Below are 15,029 nucleotides of genomic sequence, written 5' to 3' on the forward strand. Positions count from 1 at the left end.
CGGACGCCCCACCCACAGCGCCTCCGCGCGATGAGCAGGAATGGCGCATGTGTCTCGAATGCCTCGGGTGAAAGGGCCTCGGGGTGACGAGGGACCCTCGTTCGGCGCGAGGGTTGTCTTGCATTGGGAGACAGGCGCGCGCCCACGACCCCGGGCTCCGGGCTTGCATGAGCGCGCCCCCATGCCCTCACGCCTTGATGCCCTCACCCCACCACGCCCGACGCGCGCGTGGAGCACGCTCCTCCTCGTCTCGCTTGCGGTGCTGGTGCTCGCCAACCCCGCACGAGCGGCCACCAACGCCGAGTCAGCGCAGCGCGCCATCAACTTCCTCAGCGCGGACGCGGAGAACTGGGCCATCCGCTTCGGCTGCACGTCGTGCCACCGCCACGGCGCGGCGATGTTCGGCCTCGCGAACGCGCGCACCACGGGCTACGACCTGGACGCGCTCACCTACAACGGGCGCACCAACCGGCAGAACCTGGAGTCCTTCGCCGGGCGCCTCGTGTCCGAGCAGCGCGCGGACGGCTCCTGGTACCACGAGGGCATCCACTACCCGAGCGCCAAGACGAGCTACTCGGCCTTCGGGCTCGCGGGCTACGACGCGCACCTGGGCACGCGGTACTCGGAGGCGCTGGTGCTCGCCGCGGACTGGGCGCTGACGCGGCAGGAGGCCAGCGGACGCTGGCGCGAGGACTACCCCTACTACCCGGTGGGCTACGGCAACGTCGGCATCACCGCGCGGATGATGACGGCCATTTCCCAGGCCCGGCAGCGCGTGGCTCCGGCGAAGGCGGCGCGGTACCAGGCGGCGCTGGACCGCGCGGCCGCCTATGTGCGCGCGCACATGAACGACCTGACGGATGGCCCGACGATGGATGGCCAGCGCTACACGCACCAGGTGGCCTGGGCCATGGTGGGCCTCAAGGCCGCGGGCCCGGGCGCCAACGGTGAGAACACCCAGGCCCTGGAGGCCATGGCCACGCGCCTGCTGTCCACGCGCGCTGGAGGTGGCACGCCGGGCTGGGGCTCGCTCGAAGGCGACGCGCCGGACGAGTTCGCCACCGGCATCTCCCTGTATGCGCTGTGTCTCGCGGGCCGGAAGCCGGGCGCGGACGGGCGCATGTCGGAGGCGCTCGAGTGGCTGAAGGCGCGGCAGGCGCCAAATGGAAGCTGGGGCGCGGGCACGCGCTACCCGGACATCCCCACCACCTTCGCCTCGCTGGGATTGGCGTGCTTCGGCGACTACAGCGTGGGCGTCACCGTGAGCGGCGCGGCGCGCCGGCCCTTCGAGCACGACCTGCCGCGCGCGCAGTCCGTCACCTACCCCCTCACGGTGCGCAACCATGGCTACCAGACGGACAGCTACCGCCTGAGCACGCAGGGCGGGCTCGTCGGCTGGACGGCGACGCTGAGCCGCACCACGCTGGAGCTGGCGCCCGACACCGAGGCCACCGTCACCCTCACCATCACCGCGCCGGAAGGGCTCGCGCCGTCGCTGACCTCGGAGGTCATGGTGGTGGCGGCGTCCCAGGAGGCCACCGGGGTGAAGGGCTCCGCGCGCGTCACCACGTATACCCACCCACCGCCGCCCACCGACGGAGTCCCCACCACCACCACGCTGCTGGCACCCGCGAGCGGCGAGCTGACGGTGGCGCTGGACAACACCCTGTCCGCGCGCGTGGAGGATGCCCGGGGCTGGGAGGCGCGGGGCCCGGGCATGGGCGTGGTGACGTTCTCCGTCGCGGGCGTCACCGTGGGCGCGGACAACGACGCGGACGGAGACGGCATGTACACCGTCGTGTGGCGTCCGCGCGCCGCCACCTGGAGCGAGCTGGGCGAGCAGGACCTGCGCGCGGTGTACTCGGGTGTGACGCTGGCGCCCGAGCGGGAGAACCGGCTGGGCAGCACCGCGTCCTTCGCGGTGGAGGTCCACCCGTCGCCCTTCCCCGCGCCGTCGGTGACGCTGTGCGGGCTGCCCGGCTTCACGGACGCGCTGACGCTGGACGTGTGCGGCTTCGTCACGCCGCTGGCGGCGGGCGCGTTCATCGACTCGGCGGCCTTCGTCATCCAGGGCGTGAGCCACCCCGTGGCGCCGGACCCCAGCGGCGGCTACGTGGGCACGGTGCTGCCGCTGGTGGACGGCCCCAACGTCATCCGGCTGGTCGCCACCGACTCGTTCGGCGGCATCGCCAGCGAGGAGGCCACGGTGATGGTGGACAACACCGCGCCGGAGGTCACCTTCCTCGCGCCGGCCCCGGGCGCGGCGCAGACGGCCTACAGCGTGGATGTGCGCATGGTGGTGCGGGACTGGTCGCCGGTGCGCGTGGAGACCAACTGGGTGCAGGTGTCGGACGTGCCCGCGGGCGGCGGCGACGTGACGCACCGGGTGGACGTGTGGCCCGGGGAGAACCTCATCCTGGTGCGGGCCACGGACTCGGTGGGCCACGTCACCGAGCACATGTTGACGGTGTGGGTGGACGGACAGGCGCCGTGGGTGTCCACCGGCCTGCCGGACGGGTGGCTCGTGGGGCCCCAGCCGGGGGACACGCTGCCCTATGACATCGGCGTGTACGCGGCCTCCGCGACGACGGTGACGCTGTCCACCGGGCGCACGTATTCGCTGCCCCGGGGCGGAGGCGGTGTGCGGGCGACGCTGGACCTGATGCCCGGGGACAACACCTTCACCATCGACGTGACGAGCGAGACGGGCCTGCGCACGACGCTGTCGCGCACGGTGCGCTACGACAACGCGGCACCGGAGGCCGCGCTGCTGCTGCCGGCGCCGGGGCAGACCTACAGCGGGGTGATTCGGCTCACCGCGCGGGTGGCGGATCCGCTCAGCGGCGTGCGCGGCGTGGCCTTCACCCGGGACGGCTCCGGCATCCGGGCCGCCACGCTCCAGCCGGACGGCACCTGGGCGGCGGAGCTCGACACGCGCGAGCTGGTGGATGGCGCGCACACCGTGGAGGTGTGGATGGACGACTTCGCGGGGAACTTCGTCATCCAGACGTTCCCCTTCGTCACGCGCAACCTGCCGTAGCCACGGCGGGCCGCGCGCCGCCTACTTCTTCTTGTGCTGCATCGCCGAGGCGACCAGGTTCATCAGCTTCAGCTGCACGGCCGTCAGCTTGCGGAGGTTGCGCATCAACCGCCGCATCTCCGGCGTGTCGTCCTCGCGGTTCTTCGCCGCCGCCTTCTCCTTCACGGGCGGCGGCGCCGTGAAGCCCTCGCCCAGGCCCAGCAGCTCGTGCGGCGGCACGTTCAGCACCATGCACAGCCGGCGCAGGTTCTGGACGCTGGGCAGCATGTGGCCCCGCTCCAGCCGCCCGTACACCTCCGACGCCATGCCAATGCGCTCGGCGACATCCGCCTGTGTCAGTCCCATTCGCACCCGGGCGGCTCTCGACGCGGCCCCCAGCATGCTCGCCAGTTCTGTGTCCATGCGTGTGTCAGTCCACGGAAGGAGGAGCCCCGGCCCCGGGCCCCTGGATAACCCTCAAGGTCGGGTACTTTCACCATACCTTCCGCGTTTTTTCAAAGCACACGCGCGTCTCAACCAGCGGGGGTGCTCTCCGCCGCGTCCAGCAGCAGCCGGCGGCGCTCGGCGGCGGTGAACAGCATCGCCAGCGGCAACCCCAGGAAGACGGCGTGCAGCAGCAACTGCGGGAACTGCGGCACGTCGGTGAACCACGGATAGGAGCCGCGCCCGACGAACTGGAAGTTCACCAGCCACACGAAGAGGCCGTAGAGCATGCCCACCGCGGACTGGAACTCCCAGCGCCCGCGCCCATCCGGCGGCAGCAGGGCATCCAGCACCGAGTAGAAGAGCCCCACCACCGCGGAAATCACCAGGTGGACGCCCACGCCCAGCAGCAGGGCCGTGCCGTCGGACACCTGGGCCGTGAAGGCCGGCGGCCCCAGCACCACGCCCGCGGACATGCGCACCGGACGCATGGGGCTGTCCCCCGCGGCCACCGCCAGCACCACCTCCGCCAGGGCCAGCACCACACCCGCGGCCATGCCGAAGAGCAGGCCGTTCGTGGCGGACCAGGGAGTGTACCTCCGCCGAGCCATCCATCCCTCCTTGCCAGGGCCCGCCGCATGCCTGGCCCCGAGGTCAACGTGGGCACGGGCGGAACGGGCGGGCAGCCAGTACGAGGCAGGGGCCCGGGACGCCGCCTCCACGGCGGGCGCCCAGGCGGGGCCCCGCGCGGCGGCACTCGCGGGCGCCCCCTTGCGCGGAGCGCCCAGACGGAGCCCCGCACGGCGGCACCTGCGGGCGCCACCCTCCCACGGAGCACTCAGGCGGGGCCTCGCGCGGCGGCATCGGCGGGCGCCGTCCCCGCTGGGCCACCAGGCAGAGCCTCGCCCCCCCGCGCCGACGGGCCACGCCTCCTCTACCCGCGGAGCCACCGAGCGGGCCTCGCATTTCCGTCAGGCCCGCGCGCCGCTGGGGCGCTCGCGTCACCCTGCCTCGCATGCACCTCCAGCAAGCGGTCCCGGAGGGCATGGAAACTGCGACTCCCGGGACTTCGAGCCTGTCCTTTCTTCCGTCCCGACTCTCGCCAGTCTGTAACTCCTGCAGCATGACGGAGGCGGCTGCTGTCCCACATCACTGAAAATCCTAGGGGTGGGTCCAAGGCACGCCATTGGCATGCAGGCACGGCCGGAAAGGACGAAGGACACCGGGACATGCCGCAGCTCCGTCAACGACAAGGACCCCACCGTGTGCATTACGCGCCACAAGCGTGGCGAGAGGTGGGCCGCATGACGGCGGAGACGTTCCATGCGCTACAGCAGATCCTGGAGCGCCTGGGAGACGCGGCCCTGCGGGAGCCTGCCGCTTCCGAGGGGCTCGTCGCGCGGCATGTGGTGCCCCAGCACGGGCTGGAGCTCGAGTACGCCTGGGACGAGCGCTCCCGCACCCTCACCCTGCTCGGCCTGGCCCGCGTGCCGCGCTCGCCCTGATCAACGGCCCACGCGCGCCCATAGTGTTTGAGCTTCAACTACTTCATCGATTTTCCAGATTTTACGCACGATGCCGCCGGGAGCCGCGCTTAAAAGAAGCGCTCCGACGCGAAGGCAACGTGAAGTCGTACACGAGCGACCCGGGCGGCAGTGAGGCAGGGGCTTACCTCCGCGCCGGGCGCCTCCCTACCTTGGACGGGTGATGTTCCAAATGGCCGAGGAGCGGAGAGGCCCGCCAGAGGACTGCGGGAGGCGTTCATCCTGGAAGTCACAGGCCTGGTCCGAGCTGGAAGCAGCGCGCGCGCGTGTGCTGTCCATGCTGGGCGGACTGCCCGAGGCGGAGCTGCTGCGCCAGCACTCGCCGCTCATGTCGCCGCTCATCTGGGACGTGGCGCACGTGGCCAACTACGAGGAGCAGTGGCTGCTGCGCGCCCTCGGCGCTCCGGCCATCACCGACCCCGCCTTCGACGCCATCTACGATGCCTTCCGGCACCCGCGCTCCACGCGCGCCGAGCTGCCGCTGCTCCCCCCCGAGTCCGCCTTCGCGTATGCCCGGCGCGTGCGCGAGGCGGTGCGCGAGCACCTGGACGCGCTGCCCGAGGACAGCACCGCGCCGCTGCTGGCCAGCGGTTACGTCTTCGGCATGGTGGCGCAGCACGAGCAGCAGCACGCGGAGACGCTGGCCGCCACGCTGCAACTGATGACGTCGCCCGAGTACCCCGTGCCCTCGGCGCGCCCGCGTCCGCGCCCTGGCGCCGTGCCGCAGGCGGAGGTCTTCATCCCCGGCGGCCCGGTGCGGCTGGGCAGCGACACGCCGTGGGCCTACGACAACGAGCGGCCTGCGTTCCAGCAGCACGTCGCGCCGTTCCTGATGGACGCGCACCCCGTCACCAACGGGGACTACCTCGTCTTCGTCGAGTCGGGGGGCTACGAGGATCCGCGCTGGTGGCACCCCAGGGGCTGGGAGGTGCTCCAGGCCGAGGGCTGGAAGCACCCGGGTTTCTGGCTGCCCCAGGGTGGCCATACCTGGCTGCGCCGCCGCTTCGGCCAGGTGGAGCCGCTGCCCAGGGACGAGCCGGTGCAGCACGTGTGCTGGTACGAGGCGGACGCCTACGCGCGCTGGGCCGGCAAGCGCCTGCCCACCGAGGCCGAGTGGGAGAAGGCCGCGCGCGGCAGTGACGGCACGCCGCGAGAGTACCCCTGGGGCGACGCGCCCCCCACGCGGGCGCACGCGAACCTGGGCGGCGGGACGTGGGGCCCGGCGCCGGTGGGCAGCTACCCGGAGGGCGTCAGCCACGACGGCGTCTGGGGCCTGCTGGGCGACGTGTGGGAATGGACCGCGAGCGACTTCCGCCCCTACGCGGGCTTCAGCGCCTTCCCGTATCGCGAGTACTCCGAGGTGTTCTTCGGCGACGCCTACAAGGTCCTTCGTGGAGGCGCGTGGGCCAGCGCACCCGTCGCGGTGCGCAATGGCTTCCGCAACTGGGACTTCCCCAACCGCCGGCAGATTTTCGCCGGCTTCCGATGTGCACGGGACGCGAGGTGAGGCGATGCGGGTGACGACGGTACCAACGGTGATGACTCCGGGAGAGGACGCGCAGCACACCCCGGGTGTCCAGGTGGACGTGTACGTGAAGCCAGGGGACGCGAAGCGCGCCCTGCGGGAAGAGGCGCTCCAGGGCCTGTGCGGCACGCCCAAGGAGCTGTCGCCCAAGTGGCTCTACGACGAGCGCGGCAGCCAGCTCTTCGACGACATCACCCGGCTGCCGGAGTACTACCCGACGCGGCGCGAGCGCGAAATCCTGCTGGCCCACGCCAGCGACATCGCCCGCCTCAGCGGCGCGGACACGCTCATCGAGCTGGGCAGCGGCACCAGCGAGAAGACGCGCCTGCTCCTCGACGCGCTGGAGGCGGCGGGTCAGCTGGCGCGCTTCGTCCCCTTCGACGTGAGCGAGGTCTTCCTGCGGCGCGCGGCGGCGGGGCTGGCGCGCGAGTACCCCGGCATCACCGTGCACGCGGTGGTGGGCGACTTCGAGCGGCACCTGGGTCAGCTCCCCGGCGGCGGCCGGCGACTGGTCGCCTTCCTGGGCGGCACCATCGGCAACCTGAAGCCGGCGCAGCGCGCGCTCTTCCTGCGCCAGCTCTCCGCGGGGCTGCAACCGGGAGACGGGCTGCTCCTGGGCACCGACCTCATCAAGGACCGCGAGCGGCTGTACGCGGCCTACAACGACAGCGCGGGCGTGACGGCCGAGTTCAACCGCAACGTGCTCAAGGTGCTCAACCGCGAATTGGGCGCGGACTTCGACCCGGATGCCTTCGACCACTTCGCGCCCTTCGACGAGGCGAACGCGTGGGTGGAGATGCGCCTGGTGTCGCGGCGGCCGCAGACGGTGCGGCTGTCCACGCTGCGCAAGCAGGTGGACTTCGCCGAGGGCGAGGTGCTGCGCACCGAGGTGAGCTGCAAGTTCCACCAGCCGCAGGTGGAGGCGGAGCTGTCGGAGGCCGGGCTGGACCTGTCCGAGTGGTGGACGGACGCCGCGGGTGACTTCGCGCTCTCGCTGGCCTTCAAGCGCTGAGCGCGAGGCCAGGTGCCACGAGGGGCGCGCGGGCGGGGACCATCACCCCGCCTCCGCGCCCTTCGCCGTTTCACCGGTGAAACGGCGGAGGAAGAGAAGGCCGCGCTTCAGCGGCGCGGGTTGCGGCGCGACGCGCCACGCACGGGGACGGGCACCGGCTGCGCGGACGGACGCGTCCAGGCGGCCCAGAGCGCCCCCAGCCCAGCGACCACGAGGCCGCCCACGGCGATCAGCTGCTCACCCACGGGTGAAAGGTCCACGGTGGCGAGCGGGAGGGGGAGCATTCCGGAGAACGACATGCGGGGACTCCTTGCGAGGGCACTGCGTGGAGGTCCTGGATGGGTCGAAAGCGAGCACCCAACGCAGTCCGGGAGGGTGAGGTTAGAGATTCGTGACGGCCAGGGGAAGCCCCCGCGCGTGGATGACGACGTTGACGTGCACGGAAGTGCACCGTGGATTCATAACGGTGAGACACCGGAGGCGCGCTGGATGTTCACATGTCCGCCACACGCGCACGCTCGCCTGCCTCCTCACCTCCAGGAGACGACACCCCACCGGCCTCACCGTGTGATTCCCCTGAACGAAGGGTGCGCCACGCGACGCTGGCCTGCCCCGGAGTGCGAGGCGCGGCGCTACGGGAGCGCGCCCTGCACCTGGATTTCGCGGCACGCCTCGGTGGCCAGCCGGACCTCCTCGGGCGAGGCACCCGGCAGGCTGGCGCAGAGGAACAAGTCATCGTCCACGCGCCGCGCGCCGAAGAAGCCGGGGGCCTCCTGCCCCACGCCACCATCCGCCAGCCGGGGCGCCAGGGTGATGCGCACCAGCGCGTAGCGGTCCGTCGTCTCCTCCTGGTCGAAGGAGAGCTCGAAGTCCTTCAGCTCCTCGCGGATGCGGTCGGCCAGGGTGTCCACGGAGGGCATCTGCTCGCCGTCCCCTCGCTTCAGGTCCACCCGCAGCACGGGGCGGCCGGGCGGGCCCGCCTGGAAGCTCTCATCCGGCGCCACCTGCGCGGACCAGCCGTCCGGCAGCGGCACCTTCACACCGGAGCGGATGGAGGACGCGCGGCCCTCGTCCCCTCCGGTGGTGGAAGCAGACTCCCCCTTGCAGCCCTTGCAGCCGCCCAGGAGGGTCAGCGCCAGCAGCGTGGCTGGCGCCATGTGCTTCCAGGGGCGCACGTCTTACTTCTTCTCGCCACCCGGCGGAGGCGGACGGGGACCGGTGCCCAGGTTCTCCATCTTCAGCGAGCCCTCGAAGATGACGCCGCGGTCCATGGACAGCGACGGCGTCTCGAGGTTGCCCTTCACGCGGCCGGGCGTCTTCAGCTCGATGATTTGCGTCGCCTTCACGTTGCCTTCGACCTGGCCGTTGATGATGACGGTGCCGGCCTGGATTTCGGCCTGGACCTTGGCGCCATCTCCAATGACGAGCACGTCCTTGGTGATGATCTGCCCCTGGAACTTGCCGTCGATACGGACCTGCCCTTCGAAGGTCAGCTTGCCCTCGAACTCGCTCCCCTTGCCCAGGAGCGTGTGGACCTCACCAGAACGCTGCGACACGGATTCCTCCTCCCGCCTGAACAGAGGCTTGCTGGGTGCTTCGTCTTTTTTCCCGCCAAGGAGCGCCACGTCCTACTCCTTCCTGAGAAGCTTCAAGAGCCGGTCGAGGTCATCGTACGAGAAGAAGTCCACCTCGATGGTGCCCTTTCCGGGGCTTCGTTCCGTGAGCCGGACCTTGGTACCCAGCCGCCGCTGAAGCTCCTCCACCAGTGCCTTCACCTGCGGGCTCTGCTTCGGTGCCGCCTTGCCCGCGTCCTTCTTCCCACTGGAGCGACTCTGCTGGACCAGCCGCTCCGTGTCACGCACGGAGAGCTTCTTCTCCGCCACCTGGCGGGCCAGGTTCTGCAGCTCGGGCAGCCGCGGCACGCCCAGGAGCGCGCGCGCGTGCCCCATGCTGAGCGAGCCGTCCGCCACCATGCCCTTGACGTCCGCCGGCAGCGCCAGCAGGCGCAGGGCGTTGGCCACCGTGGAGCGCTCCTTGCCCACGCGCACGCTGACCTGCTCCTGCGTGAGCTTGAACTCCTCCACCAGGCGCTTGTAGCCCTCCGCCTCTTCGATGGGGTTGAGGTCCGCGCGCTGGAGGTTCTCCACCAGCGCGAGCTCGAAGGCCTGGACCTCCGTCACCTCGCGGACGATGGCGGGCACTTCCTTGAGGCCGGCCGCCTGCGACGCGCGCCAGCGGCGCTCGCCCGCGATGATGCGGTAGCCGTCACCGTCCTTGCGGACGAGGATGGGCTGCAGCAGCCCCTGCGCCTTGATGGACTCGGTGAGCTCCTTGAGCTTCTCCTCGTCGAAGTAGCGGCGCGGCTGGTCCTTGTCGCGGTGGATGGACTCGATGGGGAGCTTGAGGACGCCGGCCTTCGGGGCCTGCTCGCCCTTGCCGGACCCGGTGGCGCCCGCCTGGGGAATGAGGGCGGACAGCCCGCGGCCCAGGGCCCGCTTCTGCACGTCTGCTTTCACCACGTCGTGACTCCAGCGCCGCCGCGAGCAGGCTCACGGCGGCCATGGCCCACAGGGGCGCGGCTCAAGCCACGCGCCGGCGAGGGCTCTTGGGGGTGTCCCGCTTCATCAGCTCACGGCCGAGGGCGAGGTAGCTCTCACAACCCTTCGACTTGATGTCGTACAGGATGATGGGCTTTCCGAAGGACGGGCACTCGGACAGGCGCACGTTGCGCGGCACGATGACCTCGAACACCTGCTTCTTGAAGTACCCGCGCACCTCCTCGACGACCTGGTGGGCGATGTTGGCCCGCGAGTCGAACATGGTGAGCAGGATGCCCTCCATCTTCAGGTCCGGGTTGAGCCCCTGCTTCACCAGGTCGATGGTGTGCGTCAGCTGCGAGAGTCCCTCGAGCGCGTAGTACTCGCACTGGAGCGGGATGAGCACCGAGTCCGCCGCGGACAGCGCGTTGAGCGTCAGCAGGCCGAGCGACGGCGGGCAGTCGATGATGATGTAGTCGTACTCGGAGGCCAGCGGGCGCAGGGCGTCGCGGAGGCGGAACTCGCGGTTGTCCTGGTTGACGAGCTCGACCTCGGCGCCGGTCAGGTCCGGCGTGGCGGGCACCACCTGGAGGTAGCGCAGCTCCGTGGGGTGGAGCAGCTCCTGGATGGGCCGGTCATTGAGGAGCGCCTCGTAGATGGTGCCGTGGATGTTGTCCTGCTTGATGCCCAGGCCGCTGCCCGCGTTCCCCTGCGGGTCCATGTCCACCAGCAGCGTGCGTCGCTCCGCCGAGGCCAGGCTCGCGGCGAGGTTGATGGCGGTGGTGGTCTTCCCGACGCCGCCCTTCTGGTTGGAGATGCAGATGATACGACCCACGGTGGCCCATCCTCTCTCTCCCCGGCCGTTGGCCAGGGCCCCGCGCGTGATGCAGTGCACGGTTGCGCGCTGATCCACGCTGCTAGCACGCGGTTTGGTATCGGATCAAATTCACGGCGAGCCTTGCCTCCCTGCTCTCCTCACGGGGGATTGCGCGGACCTGAGGTCCCGTTGGGGAGGCCGGGCTGCCGGGTGTGCCCTCCTTATATAAGGAGGTGACGCGCCGCGGGGCCAGTCGAACGGGACCCCGGAGGGCCCATGTCAGCCCCCTATATAATGATGCGGCCGAGCCGCCGGCTCGTGGGCCGCGCTTCCGAGGCTGTACCCGGTGGATGGGGGCGCGGGTTGGGTCTGGCCGCTTGTTCCGGGTGGAGCCGTTTCGGGGGCTCACGGTTGGGGCGGCAGCAGCCGGGCGAGCGGGAATATCGGCTGATGGGCCGGGTCTCGCCGGTGCGGAGGGCCCGCGGACCTCTGTGCCCGTTTTCAGGAGGTCGGCGGCGGGGAACTTCGTGCGGAGCCACCGGGGTCGCCCCACGCCCGAGGCGCCCGCCTGAGCGGAAGCCCCGGACGCGGAGAAAGCCGTACGGACGTCAGCAGCCGGCCGGCTTCTGGGTGAGGACGTAGACGAAGAGCGCGAAGTTGGCCACGAGCTGGAGCATCACGATGGCCACGTAGGCGCCCCGCCTGTGGACCACAGCGCGGCGACCTGCAGCATGAGCATGGCGCAGTTGGCGGCGATGGTGAACCAGCTCCCCGTCAGCACGGCGCCGAGGATCTTGCCCAGGGTCCCCGCCGTGTAGAACGCCTTGATGATTCGGATGATGCTGTCGGCGCCCTGGGCAGAGCCCTCCGCCACGCGCTTCACCGTGTTGAGCAGCGCGGTGCTCTCCGTGACGGCCTTCTCGATGGGGGAGATGAGCCTCGCGCCCGCGAAGCCCACTCCGAACGCAGACAGCAGCATGGAGAAGCCCGTCGCGGCCACGGTGACAATCCACCCGACGCACTGGGTGTTGACGCTCAGCTCCATCCGGCCGGCCTCCACCTTGCCGCGCGCGGTGTGGTGGCAATAGACGAAGTGGTTGCCCTCCACCTGGCCGGTGAAAGCGCCCACGGGCGTGCCACCGGAGCCGCCCACTCGCGCCAGCCCCTGGTACAGGTTGTCTCGGGAGAGCGAGCGCATCCGCTCACGCGTCGACTCGGGGAGCGTGGCCAGCAGGGGCTCTAGCGAGGCGAGGACGGACTGCGCCTGCTCCTGCGTCAGCAGCTTCTGGTCGGGGAAGGGCACCGGCTCCGCGAAGCGCAGCTGGGCAGAGGGCAGCGGCGGGTCGGCCTTCGCCCGCTGCTGCGCCGCGACGCCCGCGCCCGGAGGTGGCGTGGAGTCCGACGGCGGCGTGGCGACGATGCTGGGAGTGGCCATGTTGAGGAACAGCGGCGGGTGGCCGGTCACCTGGTTGCCCAGGACGGTGCCGTTCCATGCGTAGTACGCCACGCAGCCATCGACGTCGCTGGGGTCCTGCGACATGTACTGCTGCACCTCGCTGGCGGTGAGCGCCCGGGACCAGAGCCCCGCCGCCTGGAGGTGGCCCTGGAAGTCATAGGCGGCCCCGCCCGCGACGTTGGACTTGGGCTGGGCGCCGAAAAGCCAGACGGGCTGCGACAGCGTGGGCTGGACCACGCCGGGGATGGTCATGTCGACTTGGCCGTCCAGATAGAGGGTCAGCATGCTGCCGTCACAGGTGGCCGCCAGGTGGTGCCACGCGCCGGGAGGAAGCTGGGTCTTGTGCCCCCAGCCCCGCGAGCCGCCGTCGCCGACGTACCCGGTGGTCTTGACGTTGTACCCGGTGCCGTCCCACTCCAGGCCCAGCGTGAAGCCCTCGTTGCTGACGCTGTCCAGGCACGCGAACAGGGTATGCGTGTCAGCCTGGGAGACGGCGCGCCGAGGTGGAACCACGCATGCACACTGAAGGCACCACCGTCCGCCACTATCGTGAGGCTGTCGCGGGGTGAGGGCTGCGCCGCCCCGTTCACCAGCCGCAGCGATGGAGCCAGCATCACCACCTGCGCGCCGTTCAGCAGGCTCGCCTGGCCCAGGTTGTGTCCGGAGACGTCCGCGCTGGAGCCATCGCTGAAGCTGTAACAGGCGACGAGCATCGGGTCCGGCTGCGGTACGTCCCACACCGGCTTGAGTTGGTCTCCGGACCGCATGGCGGACCAGAAGGCGACGTTGAAGAACTGCGCGTCGCAGGCCGTGCCCAGCACGAACGGCGCCGTGCTGCCCGAGATGTTGGACTGGCTCCCCTCGAGGAGGGTCGTTCCGTCCACGTAGACCGTGTAGCTGCCAGCGCGGGTGCCGGTCGACTCGAAGTTGATGAGGACGCACTGCCACTCGCCCGGCCGCAGCTCGCTCTCCGAGACCTGATGCGACGACATGCCCGGGAGGCTGAACGTCAGCTTCAGGCCGCGCAGGCCCAGGTACCAGTTCGTGCCGGACCCCAGCAGCTTGCCGTCATAGGACGGAGCGCGCGGGCGCAGCCAGAAGCCAATGGCCTAGGACGCGTTGCCACTCAGGTCGAGCGGGCACTGGCCGCCGAGCTGGATGTCCTGGCCATGGCGAACGTCGGCCGCGACGTATTGATACACGGGTCTCATGATGAAGGTTCCTGGTTGAGAGGAAGGCCCGCGCCCGCCAGAGGTGACAGGCGCCGGCACTGCTTCCACGCAAGAGAAAGGGGTGCGCCATCGCGTGCGCGCTCGTGCTCCCTCGGAGTCGCGCGGTGTGAGCGCGGCGCGTGCATTCCGGCGACACGCAGCCGGGTCGGCCCGGAACGCACCCGGGGATGCGCTGCTCCTGGATGACCCGTGTCGTGTCCTTATGGGTCGCGAGCTTCGCCGCGTGCGCCGTGGACACGCCTGGGCTCCAGGCTGACGGCGCCCCCGAGCAGGCGGTTCAAGTCGATGTGCTTCACCTGCGTCGGGTCCACATGAAAGGCGCGCGATGTCCCATGCAGGTGCGGAGAGCGGGGACGCGCGACTCGGGGCAGCGGCCTGGAAGCAGCGGACGCCGCGAATGGACCCGGCAGCGATGCCAAATCGCGTCTCGCCTGCGTCCCGGAAGATACGAGGTCGTGCCGGCGCCGAGGTGCGCCCCCATCGGGCCCCACCGCATGCGTCACCCGGACCGCTCACGTCCTCAACGCACGAACCCCAGGTGCACCGGACCGGACTGATGCGGCGGCTCGGCCCCCCTGCACCACCTGCTCCACATGAACGCGCGGCTCAGCGCACGGCTCACGCGGACTCAGGGCATGACGTCGGGCCGATGATGCGGCCATGCACGCCGCCACGCCTCACCATCAACTCCACCTGAACCCCACCCCCTGGAGCGCCCCACGGCATGCGGGGGGACATCGACACGGTGACAGCACCCGCGACGCGCACCACGCGCTGCGTGGAGCGGCCACCGCATTGAACGCTGCGGACAAGGAGGACACAGACACCTCGGTTCGGCGGACCTGGATGGAGCGGAACACGAAGCAGAGCCGGCATGGGCCACGGGTCTCCAGGCACCTGTGCACCGGCTGACCCGGACGGCAGTCGCCGCGACGCGTGCGGATGCTCACCTGAAGCGCGAGCATCAAGCCGGCCCACGCCACTGGTGGGCCGATGGGGACGCGCATGCGGAGCATCGGTCCACCGCGAAGCTCGCCACGTGTTCCACGTGGAACTGGCGCTGAGTGCTGGATGAGCGCAGGCCACACCTTCATGGCCGCGCCTGATGAGCGCATGGCGGAGCACGCGCCGGTCCATGCGGCGTGAGCGCACCGCGCGGCATGAACGCGGAGCAGGAGCCAGCGGCCGCTCCAGCTGCGAGTTCGCGACTGCGCCCCACCCCACCACGCTCCACGAGGCGCAACTCCTGAACGGCCCGCGGCTGAGAGGTCCCCTCCACCTCGTCGAACTGCACGCGTCAGCGCGCGCATCACCTCATCAGGCGCACGCGCTCACGCTGAGCGGTTCGCTGGCGCGGAGCGATGCGATGCACGGACAGCCTCCACCTGCATCGCTGGCCCCACGAAGTACGCAGGCGCGCGGCGTCGCCAGCCACCGCGATGT

The 15,029-nt window shown here is 70.7% G+C and carries 12 protein-coding genes and 1 pseudogene; 4 read left to right on the forward strand and 9 right to left on the reverse strand.

The window, feature by feature from the left end:
- The first annotated feature begins 181 nt into the window (after nucleotides 1–181).
- A complete protein-coding gene (locus tag VZL07_RS14240; protein ID WP_426756068.1) occupies nucleotides 182–3,040 on the forward strand; it encodes an Ig-like domain-containing protein in 2,859 nt (952 codons plus the stop codon).
- 21 nt (nucleotides 3,041–3,061) lie between these two features.
- Here VZL07_RS14240 and VZL07_RS14245 read toward each other — a convergent pair whose 3' ends face one another.
- Together VZL07_RS14245 and VZL07_RS14250 are read right to left on the reverse strand one after the other, a co-directional pair.
- Nucleotides 3,062–3,442: a helix-turn-helix domain-containing protein gene (locus VZL07_RS14245; RefSeq protein WP_426756069.1), complete on the reverse strand. Its 381-nt coding sequence runs from the start codon at nucleotides 3,440–3,442 to the stop codon at nucleotides 3,062–3,064.
- Nucleotides 3,443–3,552: 110 nt separating this feature from the next.
- Nucleotides 3,553–4,074, reverse strand: coding sequence for a hypothetical protein (locus VZL07_RS14250; protein ID WP_426756070.1), 522 nt, complete (start codon nucleotides 4,072–4,074; stop codon nucleotides 3,553–3,555).
- A 693-nt stretch (nucleotides 4,075–4,767) separates the two neighbouring features.
- Here VZL07_RS14250 and VZL07_RS14255 point away from each other — a divergent pair.
- From VZL07_RS14255 to egtD, 3 genes are all read left to right on the forward strand, one after another.
- Nucleotides 4,768–4,968, forward strand: coding sequence for a hypothetical protein (locus VZL07_RS14255; protein WP_426756071.1), 201 nt, complete (start codon nucleotides 4,768–4,770; stop codon nucleotides 4,966–4,968).
- Nucleotides 4,969–5,170: 202 nt separating this feature from the next.
- Entirely contained in the window at nucleotides 5,171–6,514 is a 1,344-nt protein-coding gene (gene egtB, locus VZL07_RS14260) for an ergothioneine biosynthesis protein EgtB (RefSeq protein ID WP_426756072.1), read from the forward strand.
- 4 nt (nucleotides 6,515–6,518) lie between these two features.
- A complete protein-coding gene (egtD, locus tag VZL07_RS14265) occupies nucleotides 6,519–7,544 on the forward strand; it encodes an L-histidine N(alpha)-methyltransferase (RefSeq protein WP_426756073.1) in 1,026 nt (341 codons plus the stop codon).
- Nucleotides 7,545–7,651: 107 nt separating this feature from the next.
- Here egtD and VZL07_RS14270 read toward each other — a convergent pair whose 3' ends face one another.
- The 7 genes and pseudogenes from VZL07_RS14270 to VZL07_RS14300 form a co-directional block, all read right to left on the reverse strand.
- Nucleotides 7,652–7,843 (reverse strand): hypothetical protein, encoded by a 192-nt coding sequence (locus VZL07_RS14270; RefSeq protein WP_426756074.1) that lies wholly within the window; start codon nucleotides 7,841–7,843, stop codon nucleotides 7,652–7,654.
- A gap of 333 nt (nucleotides 7,844–8,176) precedes the next feature.
- Nucleotides 8,177–8,719: a hypothetical protein gene (locus tag VZL07_RS14275; protein ID WP_426756075.1), complete on the reverse strand. Its 543-nt coding sequence runs from the start codon at nucleotides 8,717–8,719 to the stop codon at nucleotides 8,177–8,179.
- Between the two features lie 3 nt (nucleotides 8,720–8,722).
- A complete protein-coding gene (bacM, locus tag VZL07_RS14280) occupies nucleotides 8,723–9,169 on the reverse strand; it encodes a bactofilin BacM (RefSeq protein ID WP_043709801.1) in 447 nt (148 codons plus the stop codon).
- A gap of 3 nt (nucleotides 9,170–9,172) precedes the next feature.
- Complete coding sequence (locus tag VZL07_RS14285; RefSeq protein ID WP_426756076.1) at nucleotides 9,173–10,063, reverse strand: ParB/RepB/Spo0J family partition protein; 891 nt, start codon at nucleotides 10,061–10,063, stop codon at nucleotides 9,173–9,175.
- 61 nt (nucleotides 10,064–10,124) lie between these two features.
- Nucleotides 10,125–10,916, reverse strand: coding sequence for a ParA family protein (locus VZL07_RS14290; protein WP_426756077.1), 792 nt, complete (start codon nucleotides 10,914–10,916; stop codon nucleotides 10,125–10,127).
- A 658-nt stretch (nucleotides 10,917–11,574) separates the two neighbouring features.
- Nucleotides 11,575–12,867 (reverse strand): LamG domain-containing protein, encoded by a 1,293-nt coding sequence (locus tag VZL07_RS14295; RefSeq protein ID WP_426756078.1) that lies wholly within the window; start codon nucleotides 12,865–12,867, stop codon nucleotides 11,575–11,577.
- Between the two features lie 329 nt (nucleotides 12,868–13,196).
- A pseudogene (locus VZL07_RS14300) lies at nucleotides 13,197–13,460 on the reverse strand (LamG domain-containing protein); the annotation flags it as partial.
- Nucleotides 13,461–15,029 lie beyond the last annotated feature (1,569 nt).

This window comes from Pseudomyxococcus flavus (assembly GCF_050038885.1).
GTDB classification, from domain to species: domain Bacteria; phylum Myxococcota; class Myxococcia; order Myxococcales; family Myxococcaceae; genus Myxococcus; species Myxococcus flavus.

Coding starts and splice junctions, on each gene's coding strand:
- egtB (WP_426756072.1), top strand. CDS start 5,171: ATGTTCCAAATGGCCGAGGAGCGGAGAGGCCCGCCAGAGGACTGCGGG.
- VZL07_RS14270 (WP_426756074.1), bottom strand. CDS start 7,843: ATGTCGTTCTCCGGAATGCTCCCCCTCCCGCTCGCCACCGTGGACCTT.
- VZL07_RS14240 (WP_426756068.1), top strand. CDS start 182: ATGCCCTCACGCCTTGATGCCCTCACCCCACCACGCCCGACGCGCGCG.
- VZL07_RS14255 (WP_426756071.1), top strand. CDS start 4,768: ATGACGGCGGAGACGTTCCATGCGCTACAGCAGATCCTGGAGCGCCTG.
- VZL07_RS14245 (WP_426756069.1), bottom strand. CDS start 3,442: ATGGACACAGAACTGGCGAGCATGCTGGGGGCCGCGTCGAGAGCCGCC.
- egtD (WP_426756073.1), top strand. CDS start 6,519: ATGCGGGTGACGACGGTACCAACGGTGATGACTCCGGGAGAGGACGCG.
- VZL07_RS14250 (WP_426756070.1), bottom strand. CDS start 4,074: ATGGCTCGGCGGAGGTACACTCCCTGGTCCGCCACGAACGGCCTGCTC.